The organism is Acidovorax sp. (assembly GCF_034519795.1).
Lineage (GTDB): Bacteria > Pseudomonadota > Gammaproteobacteria > Burkholderiales > Burkholderiaceae_C > Acidovorax.
Window position 1 is genome coordinate 16056 of the sequence record NZ_JAXHOB010000020.1, and the last position, 16965, is coordinate 33020.

General features: G+C 67.6%; 14 protein-coding genes. 6 read left to right on the plus strand and 8 right to left on the minus strand.

The window, feature by feature from the left end:
- Positions 1-85 precede the first annotated feature (85 nt).
- The 7 genes from U5N23_RS21375 to U5N23_RS21405 all read right to left on the minus strand — a co-directional run bounded on the left by U5N23_RS21375 (position 86) and on the right by U5N23_RS21405 (position 8758).
- Positions 86-1039 carry a nitronate monooxygenase family protein gene (locus U5N23_RS21375; protein ID WP_322594752.1) on the minus strand — a complete coding sequence of 318 codons (954 nt, stop codon included), beginning with the start codon at positions 1037-1039 and terminating at the stop codon, positions 86-88.
- A gap of 102 nt (positions 1040-1141) precedes the next feature.
- Positions 1142-2932, minus strand: a complete 1791-nt coding sequence (locus tag U5N23_RS21380) for an acyl-CoA dehydrogenase C-terminal domain-containing protein (protein WP_322594753.1) — start codon at positions 2930-2932, stop codon at positions 1142-1144.
- A gap of 86 nt (positions 2933-3018) precedes the next feature.
- Positions 3019-3951, minus strand: a complete 933-nt coding sequence (locus U5N23_RS21385; RefSeq protein WP_322594754.1) for an electron transfer flavoprotein subunit alpha/FixB family protein — start codon at positions 3949-3951, stop codon at positions 3019-3021.
- Positions 3952-4701, minus strand: coding sequence for an electron transfer flavoprotein subunit beta/FixA family protein (locus tag U5N23_RS21390; RefSeq protein WP_322594755.1), 750 nt, complete (start codon positions 4699-4701; stop codon positions 3952-3954).
- A 138-nt stretch (positions 4702-4839) separates the two neighbouring features.
- Positions 4840-6159: a mechanosensitive ion channel family protein gene (locus U5N23_RS21395; protein ID WP_322594756.1), complete on the minus strand. Its 1320-nt coding sequence runs from the start codon at positions 6157-6159 to the stop codon at positions 4840-4842.
- 838 nt (positions 6160-6997) lie between these two features.
- Positions 6998-7786: an enoyl-CoA hydratase gene (locus U5N23_RS21400; RefSeq protein ID WP_322594757.1), complete on the minus strand. Its 789-nt coding sequence runs from the start codon at positions 7784-7786 to the stop codon at positions 6998-7000.
- Between the two features lie 18 nt (positions 7787-7804).
- Positions 7805-8758, minus strand: coding sequence for a histone deacetylase family protein (locus U5N23_RS21405; RefSeq protein ID WP_322594758.1), 954 nt, complete (start codon positions 8756-8758; stop codon positions 7805-7807).
- Positions 8759-8806: 48 nt separating this feature from the next.
- Between U5N23_RS21405 and U5N23_RS21410 the strand changes: the two genes are divergently transcribed.
- From U5N23_RS21410 to U5N23_RS21430, 5 genes are all read left to right on the plus strand, one after another.
- Complete coding sequence (locus U5N23_RS21410; RefSeq protein WP_322595541.1) at positions 8807-9727, plus strand: MoxR family ATPase; 921 nt, start codon at positions 8807-8809, stop codon at positions 9725-9727.
- Between the two features lie 11 nt (positions 9728-9738).
- Entirely contained in the window at positions 9739-10779 is a 1041-nt protein-coding gene (locus U5N23_RS21415; RefSeq protein WP_322594759.1) for a DUF58 domain-containing protein, read from the plus strand.
- Between the two features lie 70 nt (positions 10780-10849).
- Positions 10850-12886 carry a DUF3488 and transglutaminase-like domain-containing protein gene (locus U5N23_RS21420; RefSeq protein ID WP_322594760.1) on the plus strand — a complete coding sequence of 679 codons (2037 nt, stop codon included), beginning with the start codon at positions 10850-10852 and terminating at the stop codon, positions 12884-12886.
- 10 nt (positions 12887-12896) lie between these two features.
- Positions 12897-13967 (plus strand): lytic murein transglycosylase B, encoded by a 1071-nt coding sequence (gene mltB, locus U5N23_RS21425; protein ID WP_322594761.1) that lies wholly within the window; start codon positions 12897-12899, stop codon positions 13965-13967.
- A gap of 51 nt (positions 13968-14018) precedes the next feature.
- Complete coding sequence (locus tag U5N23_RS21430; protein WP_322594762.1) at positions 14019-15050, plus strand: hypothetical protein; 1032 nt, start codon at positions 14019-14021, stop codon at positions 15048-15050.
- A gap of 89 nt (positions 15051-15139) precedes the next feature.
- Here the strand turns inward: U5N23_RS21430 and U5N23_RS21435 are convergent, their stop codons facing one another.
- Positions 15140-16474, minus strand: a complete 1335-nt coding sequence (locus U5N23_RS21435) for a branched-chain amino acid ABC transporter substrate-binding protein (protein WP_322594763.1) — start codon at positions 16472-16474, stop codon at positions 15140-15142.
- Positions 16475-16570: 96 nt separating this feature from the next.
- On the opposite strand from U5N23_RS21435, the gene U5N23_RS21440 reads away from it, so the two are divergent.
- Positions 16571-16960 (plus strand): Hsp20/alpha crystallin family protein, encoded by a 390-nt coding sequence (locus U5N23_RS21440; protein WP_322594764.1) that lies wholly within the window; start codon positions 16571-16573, stop codon positions 16958-16960.
- The last annotated feature ends 5 nt before the right edge of the window (positions 16961-16965 follow it).

The following is a 16965-nucleotide window of genomic DNA, read 5'->3' on the forward strand; positions in this document are numbered from 1 at the left end:
ATTGATCATCATTATCTGCAGGCCCGCGACCCATGCCCTAGGGGTTAGCCCTTCCACCGCAGAGCGCGGGGGAGCCAGCCACTGTTCAGAGTGCCAGGCGCGCGCGCGCGGCCTGGTATTCGCTGCGCAGGCGCGCCACGAGCTCGGCGGTGCTGGTCACGGCGTCGATGGCGCCGATGCCCTGGCCGCAGCCCCAGATGTCCTTCCAGGCCTTCTTGGCGTCGCCACCGAAGTTCATCTTGCTGGGGTCGGACTCGGGCAGGTTGTCGGGGTCCATGCCGGCGGCGCGGATCGAGGGCGCCAGGTAGTTGCCATGCACGCCGGTGAACAGGTTGCTGTAGACGATGTCGTCGGAGCTGCCGGCCACGATGGCCTGCTTGTACTCGTCGCTGGCGCGCGCTTCGTGCGTGGCGATGAAGGCCGAGCCGATGTAGCCGAAGTCGGCGCCCATGGCCTGTGCGGCCAGCACCGCATCGCCGCTGGCGATGGAGCCGCTGAGCGCGATGGGGCCGTCGAACCATTGGCGGATTTCCTGGATCAGCGCGAAGGGGCTCTTCACGCCCGCATGGCCGCCGGCACCGGCGGCCACGGCGATCAGGCCGTCGGCGCCCTTCTCGATGGCCTTGTGCGCGAACTTGTTGTTGATGATGTCGTGCAGCACGATGCCGCCCCAGGCATGCACGGCCTGGTTCACGTCCTCGCGCGCGCCCAGGCTGGTGATGATGATCGGCACCTTGTACTTGGCGCAGACCTGCATGTCGTGCTCCAGGCGGTCATTGCTCTTGTGCACGATCTGGTTGATGGCAAAGGGCGCAGCCGGCTTGTCGGGGTTGGCCTGGTTGTAGGCCGCCAGCGTCTCGGTGATCTCGGCCAGCCATTCGTCGAGCAGCTCGGCAGGGCGCGCGTTGAGCGACGGCATGGAACCCACCACGCCGGCCTTGCACTGCTCGATCACGAGCTTGGGGTTGCTGATGATGAACAGCGGCGAGCCGATGACGGGCAGGGACAGGTTCTGCAATGCGGGAGGCAGCTTGGACATGGCGGGTTCGTTCCAGTTTGAAGGATGGATGAATGGATCAGGTTCTTGTGGGGTACAGGGCCCGCGCACAGCGCGCCGGCCCCGCATGTCTCCCCCGTGCGCTCAGAAGGAGTCGAGCGCCAGCTCCGTCACGCTGTCGGCGCCTTCGACGATGCTGTCGCGCAGGCCCGGTGCCTTGACCAGGATGTGCTCGGCATAGAACTGCGCCGTGGTGATTTTTGCCTGCATGAAGGCGGCATCCTGTCCCTTGTGCAACAGCTCCTGGGCCGCCAGCAGGCTGCGCGCCAGTTGCCAGCCGGCCACCAGGTTGCCCGCCAGCATGAGGTAGGGCACGCTGCCGGCGAACACGGCGTTGGGCGAGGTCTTGGTGCCACCAGCGACGAAGTCCACCACATCGAGGAAGGCCTGGCGTGCGGCCGTGAGGCGGCGCGCCACGGCCTTGGCGGCAGGGGTCCCGTTGGCCAGCAGCTCGGCCTCGGTCTTCTCGATCTGCGCGGCAATGCCCTTGGCGGTCTGGCCCCCGTCGCGCGCGGTCTTGCGGCCCACGAGGTCGTTGGCCTGGATGGCCGTGGTGCCTTCGTAGATGGTGAGGATCTTGGCGTCGCGGTAGTACTGCGCGGCGCCCGTTTCCTCGATGAAGCCCATGCCGCCGTGCACCTGCACACCGAGGCTGGTGACTTCGATGCTCATCTCGGTGCTGTAGCCCTTGACCAGCGGCACCATGAATTCGTAGAACGCGGCATTCTGCTTGCGCGCATCGGCGTCGGGGTGGTGGTGCGCGGCGTCGTAGGCGGCTGCGGCCACGGTGGCCATGGCGCGGCAGCCCTCGGTGTAGGCGCGCATGGTCATGAGCATGCGGCGCACGTCGGGGTGGTGGATGATGGGCGCGCTGGCGGCAATGGAGCCGTCCACGGGGCGGCTTTGCACGCGGTCCCGGGCATAGCCCACGGCCTTCTGGTAGGCGCGCTCGGCAATCGCGATGCCCTGCACGCCCACGGCGTAGCGCGCGGCGTTCATCATGATGAACATGTATTCGAGGCCGCGGTTCTCCTGGCCCACGAGGTAGCCCACGGCACCGCCGTGGTCGCCGAACTGCAGCACGGCCGTGGGGCTGGCCTTGATGCCGAGCTTGTGCTCGATGCTCACGCAGTGCGCGTCGTTGCGCGCGCCCAGGCTGCCGTCGGCGTTGACCATGAACTTGGGCACGACGAACAGGCTGATGCCCTTGACGCCCTCGGGCGCGCCCTGCACCCGGGCCAGCACCAGGTGCACGATGTTGGCGGCCATGTCGTGCTCGCCATAGGTGATGAAGATCTTGGTGCCGAAGACCTTGTAGCTGCCGTCCGGCTGGGGCTCGGCGCGCGTGCGCACCAGGGCCAGGTCGGAGCCGGCCTGGGGCTCGGTCAGGTTCATGGTGCCGGTCCACTCGCCGGTCACCAGCTTTTCGAGGTAGCTGGCCTTGAGCTCGTCGCTGCCGGCCGTGAGCAGCGCCTCGATGGCGCCATCGGTCAGCAGCGGGCACAGCGCGAAGCTCATGTTGGCGCTGTTGCACATCTCGATGCAGGCCGCGCCGATGGTCTTGGGCAGGCCCTGGCCACCAAAATCGGCCGGGTGCTGCAGACCCTGCCAGCCGCCTTCGCCGTACTGGCGGAAGGCGTCCTTGAAGCCGGGGGTGGTGGTGACCACGCCGTCTTTCCAGCTCGAGGGGTTCTTGTCACCCTCGAAGTTCAGCGGAGCCAGCACGCCCTCGTTGAACTTGGCGCATTCTTCGAGCACGGCCTGGGCGGTGTCGAGGCCCGCGTCTTCGAAGCCGGGAATCTGTGCGATCTGTTCAATGTTGGCCAGGTGCTCGATGTCGAACAGCATGTCCTTGACGGGGGCGGTGTAGCTCATGGATGTCTCCGAGATATCAGAAAAAACTCAAAAAAAAGGCACCGCAAGCGATGCCCTTCTGTGGCAGTTGGTGCCGTCAGGCCGCCTTACAGCGCCTTGACCAGCTCCGGCACAGCGGTAAACAAGTCCGCCTCCAGCCCATAGTCCGCCACACTGAAGATCGGCGCCTCGGCATCCTTGTTGATCGCCACGATCACCTTGGAGTCCTTCATGCCCGCCAGATGCTGGATGGCCCCCGAGATACCCGCCGCGATGTACAGCTGCGGCGCCACGATCTTGCCCGTCTGGCCCACTTGCCAGTCGTTCGGGGCGTAGCCCGCATCCACCGCAGCGCGGCTGGCGCCCAGGGCGGCCCCGAGCTTGTCGGCCAGCGGGGTCATCACTTCGTCGAACTTTTCCTTGCTGCCCAGGGCCCGGCCACCGGAGACGATGATCTTGGCGGCGGTGAGTTCGGGGCGGTCGCTCTTGGCGATCTCGCTGCCCACAAAGGTGCTCTTGCCGGTGTCGGTGGTCGCTGCTGCGGTTTCCGTCGCTGCGCTGCCACCGGATGCTGCTGCCGGGTCAAACCCCGTGGTGCGCACGGTGATGACCTTGGTGGCGTCACCGCTCTGCACGGTGGCAATGGCGTTGCCGGCGTAGATGGGGCGCTCGAAGGTGTCCGGGGAGACGACCTTGGTGATGTCGCTGATCTGGGCGACATCGAGCTTGGCGGCCACGCGGGGGGCCACGTTCTTGCCGCTGGCGGTCGCGGGGAACAGGATGTGGCTGTAGTTGGCAGCAATGGCGAGCACTTGGGAGGCCACGTTCTCGGCCAGGCCGTGTTCCAGGCCCGGGGCGTCGGCGTGGATCACCTTGGCCACACCGGCGATCTGGCCGGCGGCCGTGGCTGCAGCACCGGCATTGTGGCCGGCGATCAGCACATGGACGTCGCCACCGCAGGCCACTGCGGCGGTCACGGTGTTGAGCGTTGCGCCCTTGACGCTTGCGTTGTCGTGTTCAGCAATAACGAGTACCGACATTCAGATCACCTTCGCTTCGTTCTTGAGTTTCTCGACCAGGGCGGCGACATCGGCCACCTTGACGCCGGCGCCGCGCTTGGCGGGTTCGGTGACCTTGAGGGTCTTCAGGCGCGGAGTGACATCCACGCCCAGGTCTTCGGGCTTGACGGTATCGAGCTGCTTTTTCTTGGCCTTCATGATGTTGGGCAAGGTGACGTAGCGCGGCTCGTTCAGGCGCAGGTCGGTGGTGATGACTGCGGGCAGGGTCAGGGCCAGGGTTTCCAGGCCGCCGTCGACTTCGCGGGTCACGCTGACCTTGTCGGCGGAGAGTTCGACTTTGCTGGCGAAGGTGGCCTGGGGCAGGTCGGCCAGGGCGGCGAGCATCTGGCCGGTCTGGTTGGCGTCGTCGTCGATGGCCTGCTTGCCCAGGATCACGAGGCCGGGCTGCTCTTTGTCGACCAGGGCTTTGAGGATCTTGGCCACGGCCAGGGGTTGCAGTTCGACGTCGGTTTCCACCAGGATGGCGCGGTCGGCGCCGATGGCCATGGCGGTGCGCAGGGTTTCCTGGCACTGGGCCACGCCGCAGGAGACGGCGATGACTTCGGTCACCAGGCCTTTTTCTTTCAGGCGCACGGCCTCTTCGACGGCGATTTCGTCAAAGGGGTTCATGCTCATCTTCACGTTGGCGATGTCCACACCCGTTTGGTCCGACTTGACTCGGACTTTGACGTTGTAGTCCACCACGCGCTTGACAGGGACCAAGACCTTCATTGCTGCGGCTCCTAGAGTTGGTTGAATTGACGTTTACGTAAACTGGAACATTCTATGCCGCAGTGCACCCAAAAGGGTGCAGGCCGGCGCCCCATCGGCTGCAGGGGCATAAAAAAGAACGATCGTGCTTTTTGGTGATTATAGGGCACTTGGCAGACCGCCCGATGTCTCGCCGGAGGCACCGGTCACGGCAGCACCCGCAGACAGGCCGGCAGGGACGGCACCGTCCTTGAACTGCACCACGCGCTGCGGGTAAGGGATGTCGATGTTCGCGGCGCGCAGGCCTTCGAGGATGGCGATGTTGATGGCCGAGCGCAGGTTGAGCGAGCCGGCCGAGGGGTCGCTGATCCAGAAGTTGAGGCTGAACTCCAACCCATCGGGCGCGAAATTGATGAGAAAGGCCACGGGCTCGGGCTCCGTGAGCACGCGCGGCTGCGCAGCGGCGGCAGCGCACAGAATGGCCTGCACCTGGCCCACGTCGCTGTCGTAGCCGACGATGATGTTGGTGGTGACGTTGAACTTGCGGTCGGCGTCCGACAGGTTCTCCACGCGCTGGGTGATCAGCGTCTCGTTGGGCACGATGGACTCGCGCCCGTTGCCGGCGCGGATCAGGGTGTAGCGGGTCTTGATGTCGGTAATACGGCCCTCGAAACCATCGACGCGCACGTTGTCGCCGATGCGCAGCGAGCGCTCCAGCAGGATCACGAAGCCGCTCACGTAGTTGGAGGCGAGCTTTTGCAGGCCAAAGCCCAGGCCCACGCCGACCGCCCCGCCCAGCACCGACAGCGCCGTGAGGTCTACCCCCACGGCCGACAGCGCGAACAGCATGCCGACGAGCAGCAGCACGGCGCGCACGGCGTTGCCGGCGACCTTGCGCATCGACAGATCGGTCACGGCCGTGGCGAGCACCCGCCGCTCGAAGGTGGCCGAGATCCACAGCGCCGCGACCAGCACCAGGCTGGCCGACAGCGCGCCCTCGATCAGCGTGGCGACGCTGACGGTGGACTTGCCGAAGTTGAGCGTGATGCTGTCGAGCTCACTGCGCACCGCAGGCAGCAGCCCCACGATCCACAGCACGGCCGCGCCCCAGATGACCCAGGAGAACAGCCCTTCGAGCAGGCGCACGAGCGCCGATGCCGGGAAGGCGACGCGCAGCACGCGGGCGATGAAGCGGATCAGCGCGAGCGAGACCAGCATGGGGACTGCGATGCGCAGCACGAACACGGGGTGGTAGTGCTCCACTGCAAGTCTGCCCGCGAAGGTGAGGACCAGGGCGATCAGGGGGAAGAGCAGGCCGTCGATGGTGTTGCGGCCGATCCAGACGGAGTCGGGGGGTTGGTTGCGGCCGATCAGTCTGGCGGCGAACAGGGCGATGGCGATGGCGGCGGCGAGGACGCCGAGTTCCAGCCAGACGCTGGAGTGGTTGAAGTCGGCGAGGAGTTTGTCGAGGATTTCCATGCGGTTGGGGTCTGTATCACGCCGGGCTATTCTTTGCCGATAGTGACTGTTTGCTTGGGTGTAAGGCGGAGGCCGGGATGTGCGCCCGGCGGCGCAGTAACTTTCTCTTGGGCCGCCAAGAGAAAGTCACCAAAGAGAAGGCGGCCCCCAGTCTGCGTCCCCCGTTCGCCCTTGCGGGCGAACGGGGGCAACCTGCGATGCTCGGTCCTGGGGTGGTGCCGCAGAACTCACTGCGTTCCCCCTGCGGGCGAACTCCGTTCAAACAGCTGCGGCAAGCCAGATCACGAAGTGCGTGTGTCCTTCGGCACACGCACCCACCCCAGGCCCTGCGCTTCTCGGCGCAGCCAGCAGGGGTGGGGAGCGGGGACAAAGACGGCTGCTGCTTCGCAGCTGCGCCGGGGGTCGGGTCGCGATGCGCGCTGCCGACGCGTGGGCTCGATCGCCCTGGCGAGCCGAGCGCAGCGAAGGACCACGGGGCCGAGCGAAGCAATGGCCCGTGTGGAGCCCGTTCCCACCCCCTTCTGACCGTGCCGAGAAGCGCAGAAGCTGGGGTGGCGCGTGTGCCGAAGGACACACGCGCTTCGTCATCTGACTCGCCGCAGATGTCTGAGCGGAGTTCGAAGAACGCAGCGAGTTCCGAGGCGCACCCCAGCTTCGAGCATCGCAGGCTGCCCCACTCGCCCACCGGGCGAATGGGGACACGGGCAGCGGGGTCGCCTTTCTTTTGGGTACTTTTCTTTGGCGAAGCAAAGAACAAGTACCTCGGCCGCCGGGCCGAGACCCGGCCTCCGCCCTCAGTAAAAGAGAAGAAGCAACCACCACCCATATCACTCAAAAATCATTTCCACGCAGGCGCTCGCTTCTCAACAAAAGCCCGAGCCCCTTCCTGTGCAGCCCCATCCATCATGTTCACCGCCATGGCCTGCCCAGCCAACTGGTATGCCGCCTCCACCCCCAACTCCCGCTGCTGGTAAACCAGGGCCTTGCCCATGGCCACAGCAACCCGAGGCTTCTGCAAAATCGACTGCACGAGCTTCTCCACCTCCGCATCGAGTTCGCCTACAGGCACTACGCGATTCACGAGCCCCTGCTCCAGAGCCGTAGAAGCATCGATGAAATCACCAGTCAACAGCATTTCCATCGCACGCTTGGAAGAAACATTGCGCACCAGCGGCACACTGGGCGTAGCGCAGAACAGGCCGTAGTTGATCCCACTGGTCGCAAACGTCGCGCTGTCGACAGCCACCGCCAGATCGCACTGCGCCACCAGCTGGCACCCAGCCGCCGTGGCCATGCCCTGCACCCGCGCGATCACCGGCACCGGCAGCTTGTGGATGGCCAGCATCATGCGGCTGCACTGGGCGAACAGCTGCTGGTACCAGGCCAGGTCCGGGTGGGCCGCCATGTCCTTGAGGTTGTGGCCGGCGCAAAAAGCCTTGCCTTCGGCCGCCAGCACCACCACGCGCGCAGTGTCGTCGCGCGCCACAGCATCGAGCGCCTGCTGCAGCGCAGTCAGCATTTCCGAGCCCAGGGCATTGAAGCGCGCAGGGTCGTTCAGGGTCAGGGTCACCACGCCGCGCGCGTCGCGCGCAACACGCAGGAGGGGATGTTGTTCGGATTCCGTCATGTCATTGCAATCCCAAAATCACAGGTCGGCCAGCACGCGCAGATGGGCCTCCACACTGCGTGCCAGGGGCCCCATCACATACCCGCCCTCCAGGCAGGAGACGATGCGCCCCTTGGAATAGCGCTGCGCGATGTCCTTCACGCGCTGGGTGATCCAGGCGTAGTCGGATTCGGTCAGGCCCAGTTGCCCCATGTCGTCCTCGCGGTGGCCGTCGAAGCCGGCGCTCACGAAAATCATCTCGGGCTTGAAGGCCTCCAGGCGCGGGATCCACATCATCTCGATGATCTCGCGGATGTCCATGCCGCGCGTGTAGGCGGGCACCGGCACGTTGACCATGTTGGGCGCGGGATCCTGGTCGCCGCTGTAAGGGTAGAACGGGTGCTGAAAAATGCTGACCATCAGCGCCCGCGGGTCATTGGTCAGGATGTCCTCGGTGCCGTTGCCGTGGTGCACATCGAAATCGACCACCGCCACGCGCTGCAGGTTGTAGCGCTGCAACGCGTACTTGGCGGCCACCGCCACGTTGTTGAAGAAGCAGAAGCCCATGGCCTTGCTGCGCGTGGCATGGTGGCCTGGCGGGCGCACGGCGCAAAAGGCGTTTTCCACCTCGCCGGCCATCACCGCATCGGTGGCGGCCAGGGCGGCCCCGGCGGCGCGCAGCGAGGCGTTCCAGGTGTGGGCGTTGATGGAGGTGTCGGGGTCGAGCTGCGAGTAGCTCGGGCCGCCGGCCAGGATCTCTTCGTTGAGCCGGTCGGACAGGCCGCGCATGGCGGCCACGTGCAGGCGGTCGTGGGCCAGCTCGATGTCTGCCAGGGACGCCTCGGGCGCCTCGCGGCGGTCCAGCGCATCGCCCACGCCGGTGATCAGCAGCCGGTCTTCGATGGCATCGAGCCGCTCGGGGCACTCGGGGTGCCCGGGGCCCATTTCGTGCTTCCAGCAGTCGCGGTGGGTGAAATAGCCCGTTTTGCTCACAGTCAATCCCCGTGTCTCGTCTTTTTCGGATAACGTCGCGCCATGACCATGAATGCCCAGCACAAAATCAAATCGCTTCTGGACCAGCTTAACACGGTGATCGTAGGCAAACAGGCCCAGGTACAGGACTGCGTGGCCTGCCTGCTGGCCGGCGGCCACCTGCTGATCGAGGATGTTCCGGGGGTGGGCAAGACCACCCTGGCCCACGCCCTGTCGCGCACCTTCGGGCTGCAGTTCTCGCGCGTGCAGTTCACAGCCGACCTGATGCCCAGCGACCTCACCGGGGTTTCGGTGTACGAACGCGGCAAGGAGTCCTTCGTGTTCCACCCCGGCCCGGTGTTCGCCCAGGTGCTGCTGGCCGATGAAATCAACCGCGCCAGCCCCAAGACACAGAGCGCGCTGCTCGAAGCCATGGAAGAAAAGCAGGTGTCGGTGGAAGGCGAGACGCGCGCCCTGCCCCACCCCTTCTTCGTGATCGCCACGCAGAACCCGCACGACCAGCTCGGCACCTTTGCGCTGCCCGAGTCGCAGCTGGACCGCTTTCTGATGCGCATCTCCATCGGCTACCCCGACCGGGCGGCCGAGCGCGTGCTGCTGGCCGGCGCCGACCGGCGCGACATGGTGGACTCCATGCTGCCCCAGTTGTCGGATGAAGAACTGGCCGAGCTGCAGCGCCAGGTGCTGGCCGTGCACACGGCCGATCCGCTGCTCAACTACGTGCAGGACCTGATCGCGGCCACGCGCTCGGGCCGCTGGTTCCTGCAGGGGCTGTCGCCGCGTGCGGGCATCGCGCTGGTGCGCGCGGCCAAGGCGCAGGCGCTGATCAGCGGGCGCGACTATGTGGCGCCCGACGACGTGCAGGCCGTGCTGCCCCAGACCATTGCCCACCGCCTGGTGCCCGTGGGCGATGCGGGCCGGGGTGCTGTGGAGCAGGTGCGCGCCATGGTCGAGTCCGTGCCCCTGCCTTGAGCCCGAGGGACATGGCAACCGCCACATCGCCCACGCCATCGCCCGGCCGGCTGCGCGCCGCCCTGGCAGCGCTCAACCCGCTCACACCGCTGCGCAAGCGCTTCGAGGCCTGGTGGATGGTGCGCCGGCCGCTGAGCGACACGCTCACGCTGACCCAGCGCAATGTCTACATCCTGCCCACGGGCGCGGGATGGATGCTGGCGCTCACCTTGCTGATCCTGCTGGTGGCGTCCATCAACTACCAGCTCAACCTGGGCTACCTGCTGACCTTTCTGCTGGCAGGCAGCGCGGTGATCGGCATGCACATCTGCCACGCCACGCTGCGCGGCATCACGCTGCACCTCAAGGAGCCCGAGCCGCACTTCATGGGAACCAGCGCCACCATCGAGGTCCAGGTGTCCAGCGAACGCAAGACGCCGCGCTACGGCATCGGCCTGGCCGTGCATGGCAGCGGCGGCGAGGCGCACCACTGGGCCTGGACCGATGTGCCGGCGCAGGGACGCTCCACCGTGCATGTGGCCTTTGCGCCCCCGCGCCGGGGCCTGCACCGCGTGCCCGTGCTCACGGCCGAAACCCGGTTTCCCCTGGGCACCTTCCGCGTGTGGACCTACTGGCGCCCGGCCGCCCAGGTGCTGGTGTACCCGGCGCCCGAGCTGCCCCCGCCGCCGCTGCCACCGGGCGAGCCGCGCGGTGCGGGCACGGGCAGCGCGCCCTCGCAGGGCATCGGCGAGTTCGATGGGGTGCGCGCCTACCGGCGTGGCGACCCGCTCAAGCTCGTGGTCTGGAAGAAGGCGGCCAAGACGCTGGGCACCGGCACCGACGACCTGGTGAGCCGCGATTCGCAGCAGGCCCAGCGCCACGAGCTGTGGCTCGACCCGTCCCAGGCCGCCCTGCCCGACCCCGAGGCCCGCATCTCGCGCCTGGCCGCCTGGGTGCTGCAGGCCGACCGCCTGGGCCTGGACTATGGCCTGCGCCTGCCCGGCGTGGAGATCGCGCCCGACACCGGCACCGCCCACCGCCGCCGCTGCCTGGAAGCGCTGGCGCTGTGCTGAACTTCTGCCGGTGACCCGCCATCCAAACGCATTGCCCCCTGCACCCTTTTCATCGGAAACCCGACGCTCCATGAGCCTGCGCCAGACCCTCGCCACCCTGCCACGCGACACGCGGGACACGCTGTTCCTGCTGTTCGCCACGGCCTGGGTGATCGCCCCCCAGGTGGCCAACCTGCCCGCCTGGGCCAGTGCCATGGCCTTCGGCATGCTGCTGTGGCGCGGCTGGATGGCCTGGTCGGGCCGGCCACTGCCCGGGCGCTGGCTGCTCACGGTGCTGGTCATCGTGGCCGTGGGGGGCACGCTGCTCACGCACCGCACCATCCTCGGGCGCGATGCCGGCGTCACCCTCATGGTGATGATGCTGGCCTTCAAGACCCTGGAGCTGCGTGCGCGGCGCGACGCCATGGTGATCTTCTTCCTGGGCTTCTTCACGATGCTCAGCAACTTCTTCTTCTCGCAGTCGCTGCTCACGGCCGCCGCCATGCTCGTGGCCTTGCTGGGCCTGCTCACGGCCCTGGTCAACGCCCACATGCCGGTGGGGCGCCCGCCGCTGGCGCAGACCTTTCGCATCGCAGGCACCATGGCCCTGCTGGGCGCGCCCATCATGGTGGCGCTGTTCATGCTGTTTCCGCGCATGTCGCCGCTGTGGGGCATGCCCGGCGACAACCTCACGGGGCGCAGTGGCCTGTCGGGCACCATGAAGATCGGCGACATGGCCGAGATCGCGCTCGATGAGCGGGTGGCGATCCGCCTGCGCTTCGAAGGTGCGCCCACCGACATCCCCCAGCAGTCCATGCTGTATTTCCGCGGGCCGGTCATGGCCGCTTTCGACGGGCGGCAGTGGCAGGCCGAGCCGTTCCGCGAAGACAGTGCCTGGGCGGCGCGCGTGGCGGTGCCCGCCAACCTGCAGACCCGCGGGCCCGCCGTGCGCTACGAAGTGACGCTGGAACCCCAGCGCCAGCCCTGGCTGATGGTGCTGGAGGCCACCCCCGAGGCCCCCCAGGTGCCCAACATGCAGGCCTACATGACGCAGGACCTGCAGTGGATGACCACGCGCCCCATCACCGACGTGCTGCGCTACCAGGCCGTGAGCTACCCCGATTTTCGCCACGGCCCGCAGGAGTCCATACGCCAGTTGCGCGTGTACACCGAACTGCCACCCGGCTTCAACCCGCGCACCCTGGCACTGGCGGCTGAGATGCGCGCCGACCCCGCGCTGGCCGGGGCCAGCACCCAGGTGCTGGTCAATGCCGTGCTGCAGCGCCTGCGCACGGGGGGCTACGGCTATTCGCTGGAGCCCGGCGTCTTCGGTGAGCATACCGCCGACGAGTTCTGGTTCGACCGCAAGGAAGGCTTCTGCGAGCACATTTCCTCGGCCTTCGTGATCCTGATGCGCGCGCTGGACATACCCGCCCGCATCGTCACCGGCTACCAGGGGGGCGAGCGCAACCCCGTGGACGGCTACTGGACCGTGCGCAACGCCGACGCCCACGCCTGGGCCGAGGTCTGGATGGAGGGGCGCGGCTGGGTGCGCGTGGATCCCACGGGCGCAGTGTCGCCAGGCCGGGTGGGCCAGTTCCAGCGCCTGCGGGCCCCCGAAGGCGCATTTGCCAGCGCCATGGGCACCATCAGCCCGGGCATGGTGCAGAATCTGCGCGCCATATGGGAGGCCGTGAACAACGGCTGGAGCCAATGGGTGCTCAACTACAGCCAGAGCCGCCAGTTCGACCTGCTCAAGGCCCTGGGCTTCGAGTCGCCAAGCTGGCAGGACCTGACCACCGTGCTGGGCGTGCTCATCGTGCTGGCCGCCAGCGGCGGCGGGCTGTGGACGCTGTGGGAACGCAGCCAGCACGATCCCTGGCTGCGCCTGCTGGCCCGCGTGCGCCAGCGCCTGGCCAAGGCCGGCCTGGTGCTGCCCGACACCTTGCCGCCGCGCTCCATGGCCCAGCAGGTGACCGCCCACTTCGGTGACAGCGCCAGCGGCCTGGCCGCCTGGCTGCTGCGGCTGGAGCAGGTACGCTATGCCCCCGAGCCCGCCCAGCAGTTCGGCGCCCTGCGCCGCGAATTCAACACCCTGCCCTGGCCCCCGTCCGCACGGGGCCGATGACCCGAACGACATGCGCCTTCTGAAATCCGTTGCCATCGCCTGCATGGCGGTGGCCTGTGCCCTGCCCGCCCTCGCCAGCCCCTCCAAGCCCGCCAAAAAAGCCGCCGCGAATTCCACCGTGCAGGGCGGCGTGCCCTACGCCAACCGCCCAGATGCCATGGCCTTTGCCGACGACCTGGCCGCCCGGCGCGGCCTGGACCGCGAGTGGGTGCGCCAGGCCATCGGCCAGGCGCGCATGTTGTCCCAGGTGCCGCGCCTCATGCTGCCGCCGCCCGTGGGCACGCCCAAGAACTGGCGCGTCTACCGCAGCCGCTTCATCGACCCGGTGCGCATCCGCGCCGGCGTGCGCTTCTGGCAGGAGCACCGCGAAGCGCTGGAACGCGCCGAGGCCGAGTACGGCGTGCCGGTGGAGATCATCGTCGGCATCATCGGCGTGGAGACCATCTACGGCCAGCAGATGGGCAACTTCCGCGTGATGGACGCGCTGGCCACGCTGGCCTTCGACTTTCCCAACGCCCACCCGCGCGCCAAGGAGCGCCGCGAGTTCTTCCAGCGCGAGCTCGAACAGTTCCTGAGCCTCTCCAACCGCAGCAACATCGACCCCTTCGAGCCGCGCGGCAGCTATGCGGGCGCGATGGGCCTGGGGCAGTTCATGCCCTCGAGCTGGGTGCGCTACGCCGTCGATTTCGATGGCGACGGCCGCATCGACCTGTTCCGCAGCCCGGTGGATGCCATCGGCTCGGTGGCCAACTACTTCAAGGGCCACAACTGGACCACGGGCATGCCCACGCACTTTGGCGTGCAGTTCGACACCGCGCGGCTGCAGCTCGACACCCTGCTGGCCCCGGACATCCTGCCCACCTTCAGCGCCGCCAGCATGCAGGCCAAGGGCGCGCTGCTCGACGCCGCAGGGGCCCAGCACGTGGGCCCCATGGCGCTGGTGGAGCTGCAGAACGGCGGCGACACCCCGACCTATGTGGCGGGCACGGAGAACTTCTACGCCATCACGCGCTACAACTGGTCGAGCTACTACGCCATGGCCGTGATCGAGCTGGGCCGCGAGGTGGCGGCGGCGCGGTAGGAAGGCCCTTACCATGGCGGCTTCGCCAACGGACCCCACCCGATGCACGCCATGGCCCCGCCGTCCCACCATTCCCGCGCCGCACGCGCGCCCCATCTGGCCGCGGCGCTGCTCATCACCCTGACCACCCTGGTGCCGCCTGCAGGCGGTGCGGGCACCGCCCATGCCGCGCCCCCGGCCACCATCCCGGTGACCGCAGTGAGCGAGGCCACACTGCACGCCCTCTTCGACGCCGAGCAGATGCCCGAACGCATGCGCGAGATACAGCAGGCCGTGAACCAGGCGCAGCTCGATGCCATCGAGGGCATGGCCGAACCGGCGGAGCGCGAGCGCAAGCGCAAGGCCTATGCCACGGCGCAGCCGGTGCTGCAGCAGCACTTTGCGTGGGAAACGCTGCGCCCCCTGGTCACCGGGGTGTACCAGACGCAGTACACCGAGGCCGATGCGCGGGCCCTGCTGGCCTTTTACGGCACGGCGCCGGGCCTGCTGCACCTGAACAAGCTGCAGCCGGCCATGATCGAGGCCACCCTCGCACTCGCAAAATTCATGGACGAGCGGGTGGACGCCCTTTTCGAGTCCAGCGACGACCAGGGCCGCGCCAAGGGCCCTCGGCCGCCCAGGCCGGCGGCCTGGACCGCTGCTGATGCCCACGATGCCCTGGCGGCCGACCTGACCCGGCTGCTGATGCAAAACGAGTTCAACGCGCGCATGCAGCGCCTGGAATCGGCCATGCGCGCGCAAATGGGGATGGTGCAATCCGAGGCCCTCAGCAAGCAACAGCGGCAGTGGTTTGCCAACATCTCGCAGCGCATGCGGGCGGACATCCGCTTCGAAACCGTGCTGCCCCTGATCGTGCAGGCCCTGCGGGCACACCTGGCGCCAGAAGAGCTGCACGTGCTGCTCGGCAGCGAACGCAGCCCCGAGCGCAAGGCCCAGCGGGCCAAGGCCCTGGCCGCCAGCGACGCCCTCAGCGCCCGCCTGCAGGAGAAGATCCGCACCGAGATCTTCCCCGAACTGCTGGCGGCCATGGCGCGTGCCGAAACCACAGTGGCGCCCGCCAGCGGCGAAACCAGGAGGCCCTGAGGCCGCCGGCCCTGCCACGGCCACGCTCCAGCAGACCAGGGCTGCACGCAAGGAGGGCGCTAGGCAGGGGGAGCAGGGGGAACCTCAACTCACGGTCTTTGCATCGTGCAGCCGTGCGGCTGCTGGGCCTTGGCAGGGGCGATCTGGCGCACCACGCGAAAGCCGTAGCCCGAGCCTTCGACGTCGAACTTGACGCCCGGTGCGCCCTTCTTGTCCATCACGCCCACCACCAGCGCCTGCTGGAACTGGTGGTCCGCCGCGCGCATGCTGCCGCCCTGGCCCGAGAGCTGCACGCTGGCCTTTTCCATCTGGCGCGCCACGGCCACCGGATCGGTGCTGCCCGCGCGCTCGATGGACTGCGCGAGTGCCTCCACCATGAGCTGCATGCGCATGTGCACGTAGTCGTCCTGGGGCTTGGGAAAGCGCTCGCGAAAGGACTGGTAGAAGGCCTCGCTCTGCGCACCCGGCACGTTGGGCAGCCAGTCGGCCACGGCCACCACCTTGCCGATGCCGGCATCGCCGATGGCCGCCGGAGCCCCCAGCGCATTGCCGTAGAAGGTGTAGAAACTGCCGTCGTAGCCCACCTCGCGCGCGGCCTTGACCAGCAGCGTGAGGTCGTTGCCCCAGTTGCCCGTGACCACGGCCTGCGCGCCGCTGGTCTTGATCTTCACGGCATAGGGCGCGAAGTCCTTCACGCGGCCCACGGGGTGCAGCTCTTCGCCGACCACGGACACATCGGGGCGCTGGGCCGCCAGCTGCTTTTTCGCCTCGCGCAGCACGGCTTGGCCGAAGCTGTAGTCCTGGCCGATCAGGTAGACGCTTTTCAAGGCCTTGTCGTCGCGCATCACCTCCATGAGCGCGGCCATGCGCATGTCGGCATGGGCGTCGAAGCGGAAGTGCCAGAAGCTGCATTTCTCGTTGGTCAGGATGGGGTCCACCGCCGAGTAGTTCAGGAAGATCACGCGCTTGTTCGGCTCGCGCTCGTTGTGCTTGTTGATGGCCTCGATCAGCACTGCGGCCGTGGCCGAGGAGTTGCCCTGCAGCACGACCTGAGCGCCATCGTCGATGGCCGCGCGCAAGGCCGACAGGGCCTCCTCGTTCTGGCCCTTGCTGTCGTAGCGCTCCAGCGCCAGCGGACGCGGGCCGCCGGCACTGGCCGGCAGAGCCACGCCACCGCGCGCGTTGACGCGCTCCATGGCCCAGTAGATGTTGCGGTAGACGGCCTCGCCGGTGTTGGCGAAGGAGCCCGAGAGGCTTTCGATCAGCGCCATCTTCACGGGCTTGGCGGGTGCTGTGGCGGCAGCCTGCGCCCAGCTGCTGGAGGCGGGCGCCAGCGTGCAGGCGAGTGTGGCGGCAACGGCCAAACCGGAACGACGTAATGCCGCAGTGCCTGATTTCAAGCCCGCGAACCGCAATTTATTCATGCTCTTTTTCCCCTTGAAAACCCGCGCGGCCGTACACAAGTTCTGTCCATGCGGCGACCACGTCGAGAGCCGCGCAGTGTATAGGAGTCCTTTTCCATGATCTTCGCCCCCGTCGCCCGCCGTTCCGCCTTCAACAACACCCCCCGTTCCGCCGATCTGGCCCTGCAGCGTTTTCTGCTCGGCAGCTTTGCCAATGCAGCCCCGGCCCGCTCTGCCGGCGTGACCGTCACGCAGGACGACAAGGCCACCACCTTGCAGCTCGATGTGCCCGGCCTGGCCCGTGAGCAGTTGCAGATCGCCATCGAAGGCAATGTGGTGCGCCTGTCCAGCGTGGAAGGCGCCCCGCGCCAGGTGCAGCGCGCCTGGGAGCTGGCCACCGACATCGATGCCGCAGCCAGCAGCGCCAAGCTCGAAAACGGTGTGCTCACGCTCACCCTGGTGCGTGTGGAGCCCGTCAGCAAGGCCACCACGCTGAGCATCCAGTAAGTCAG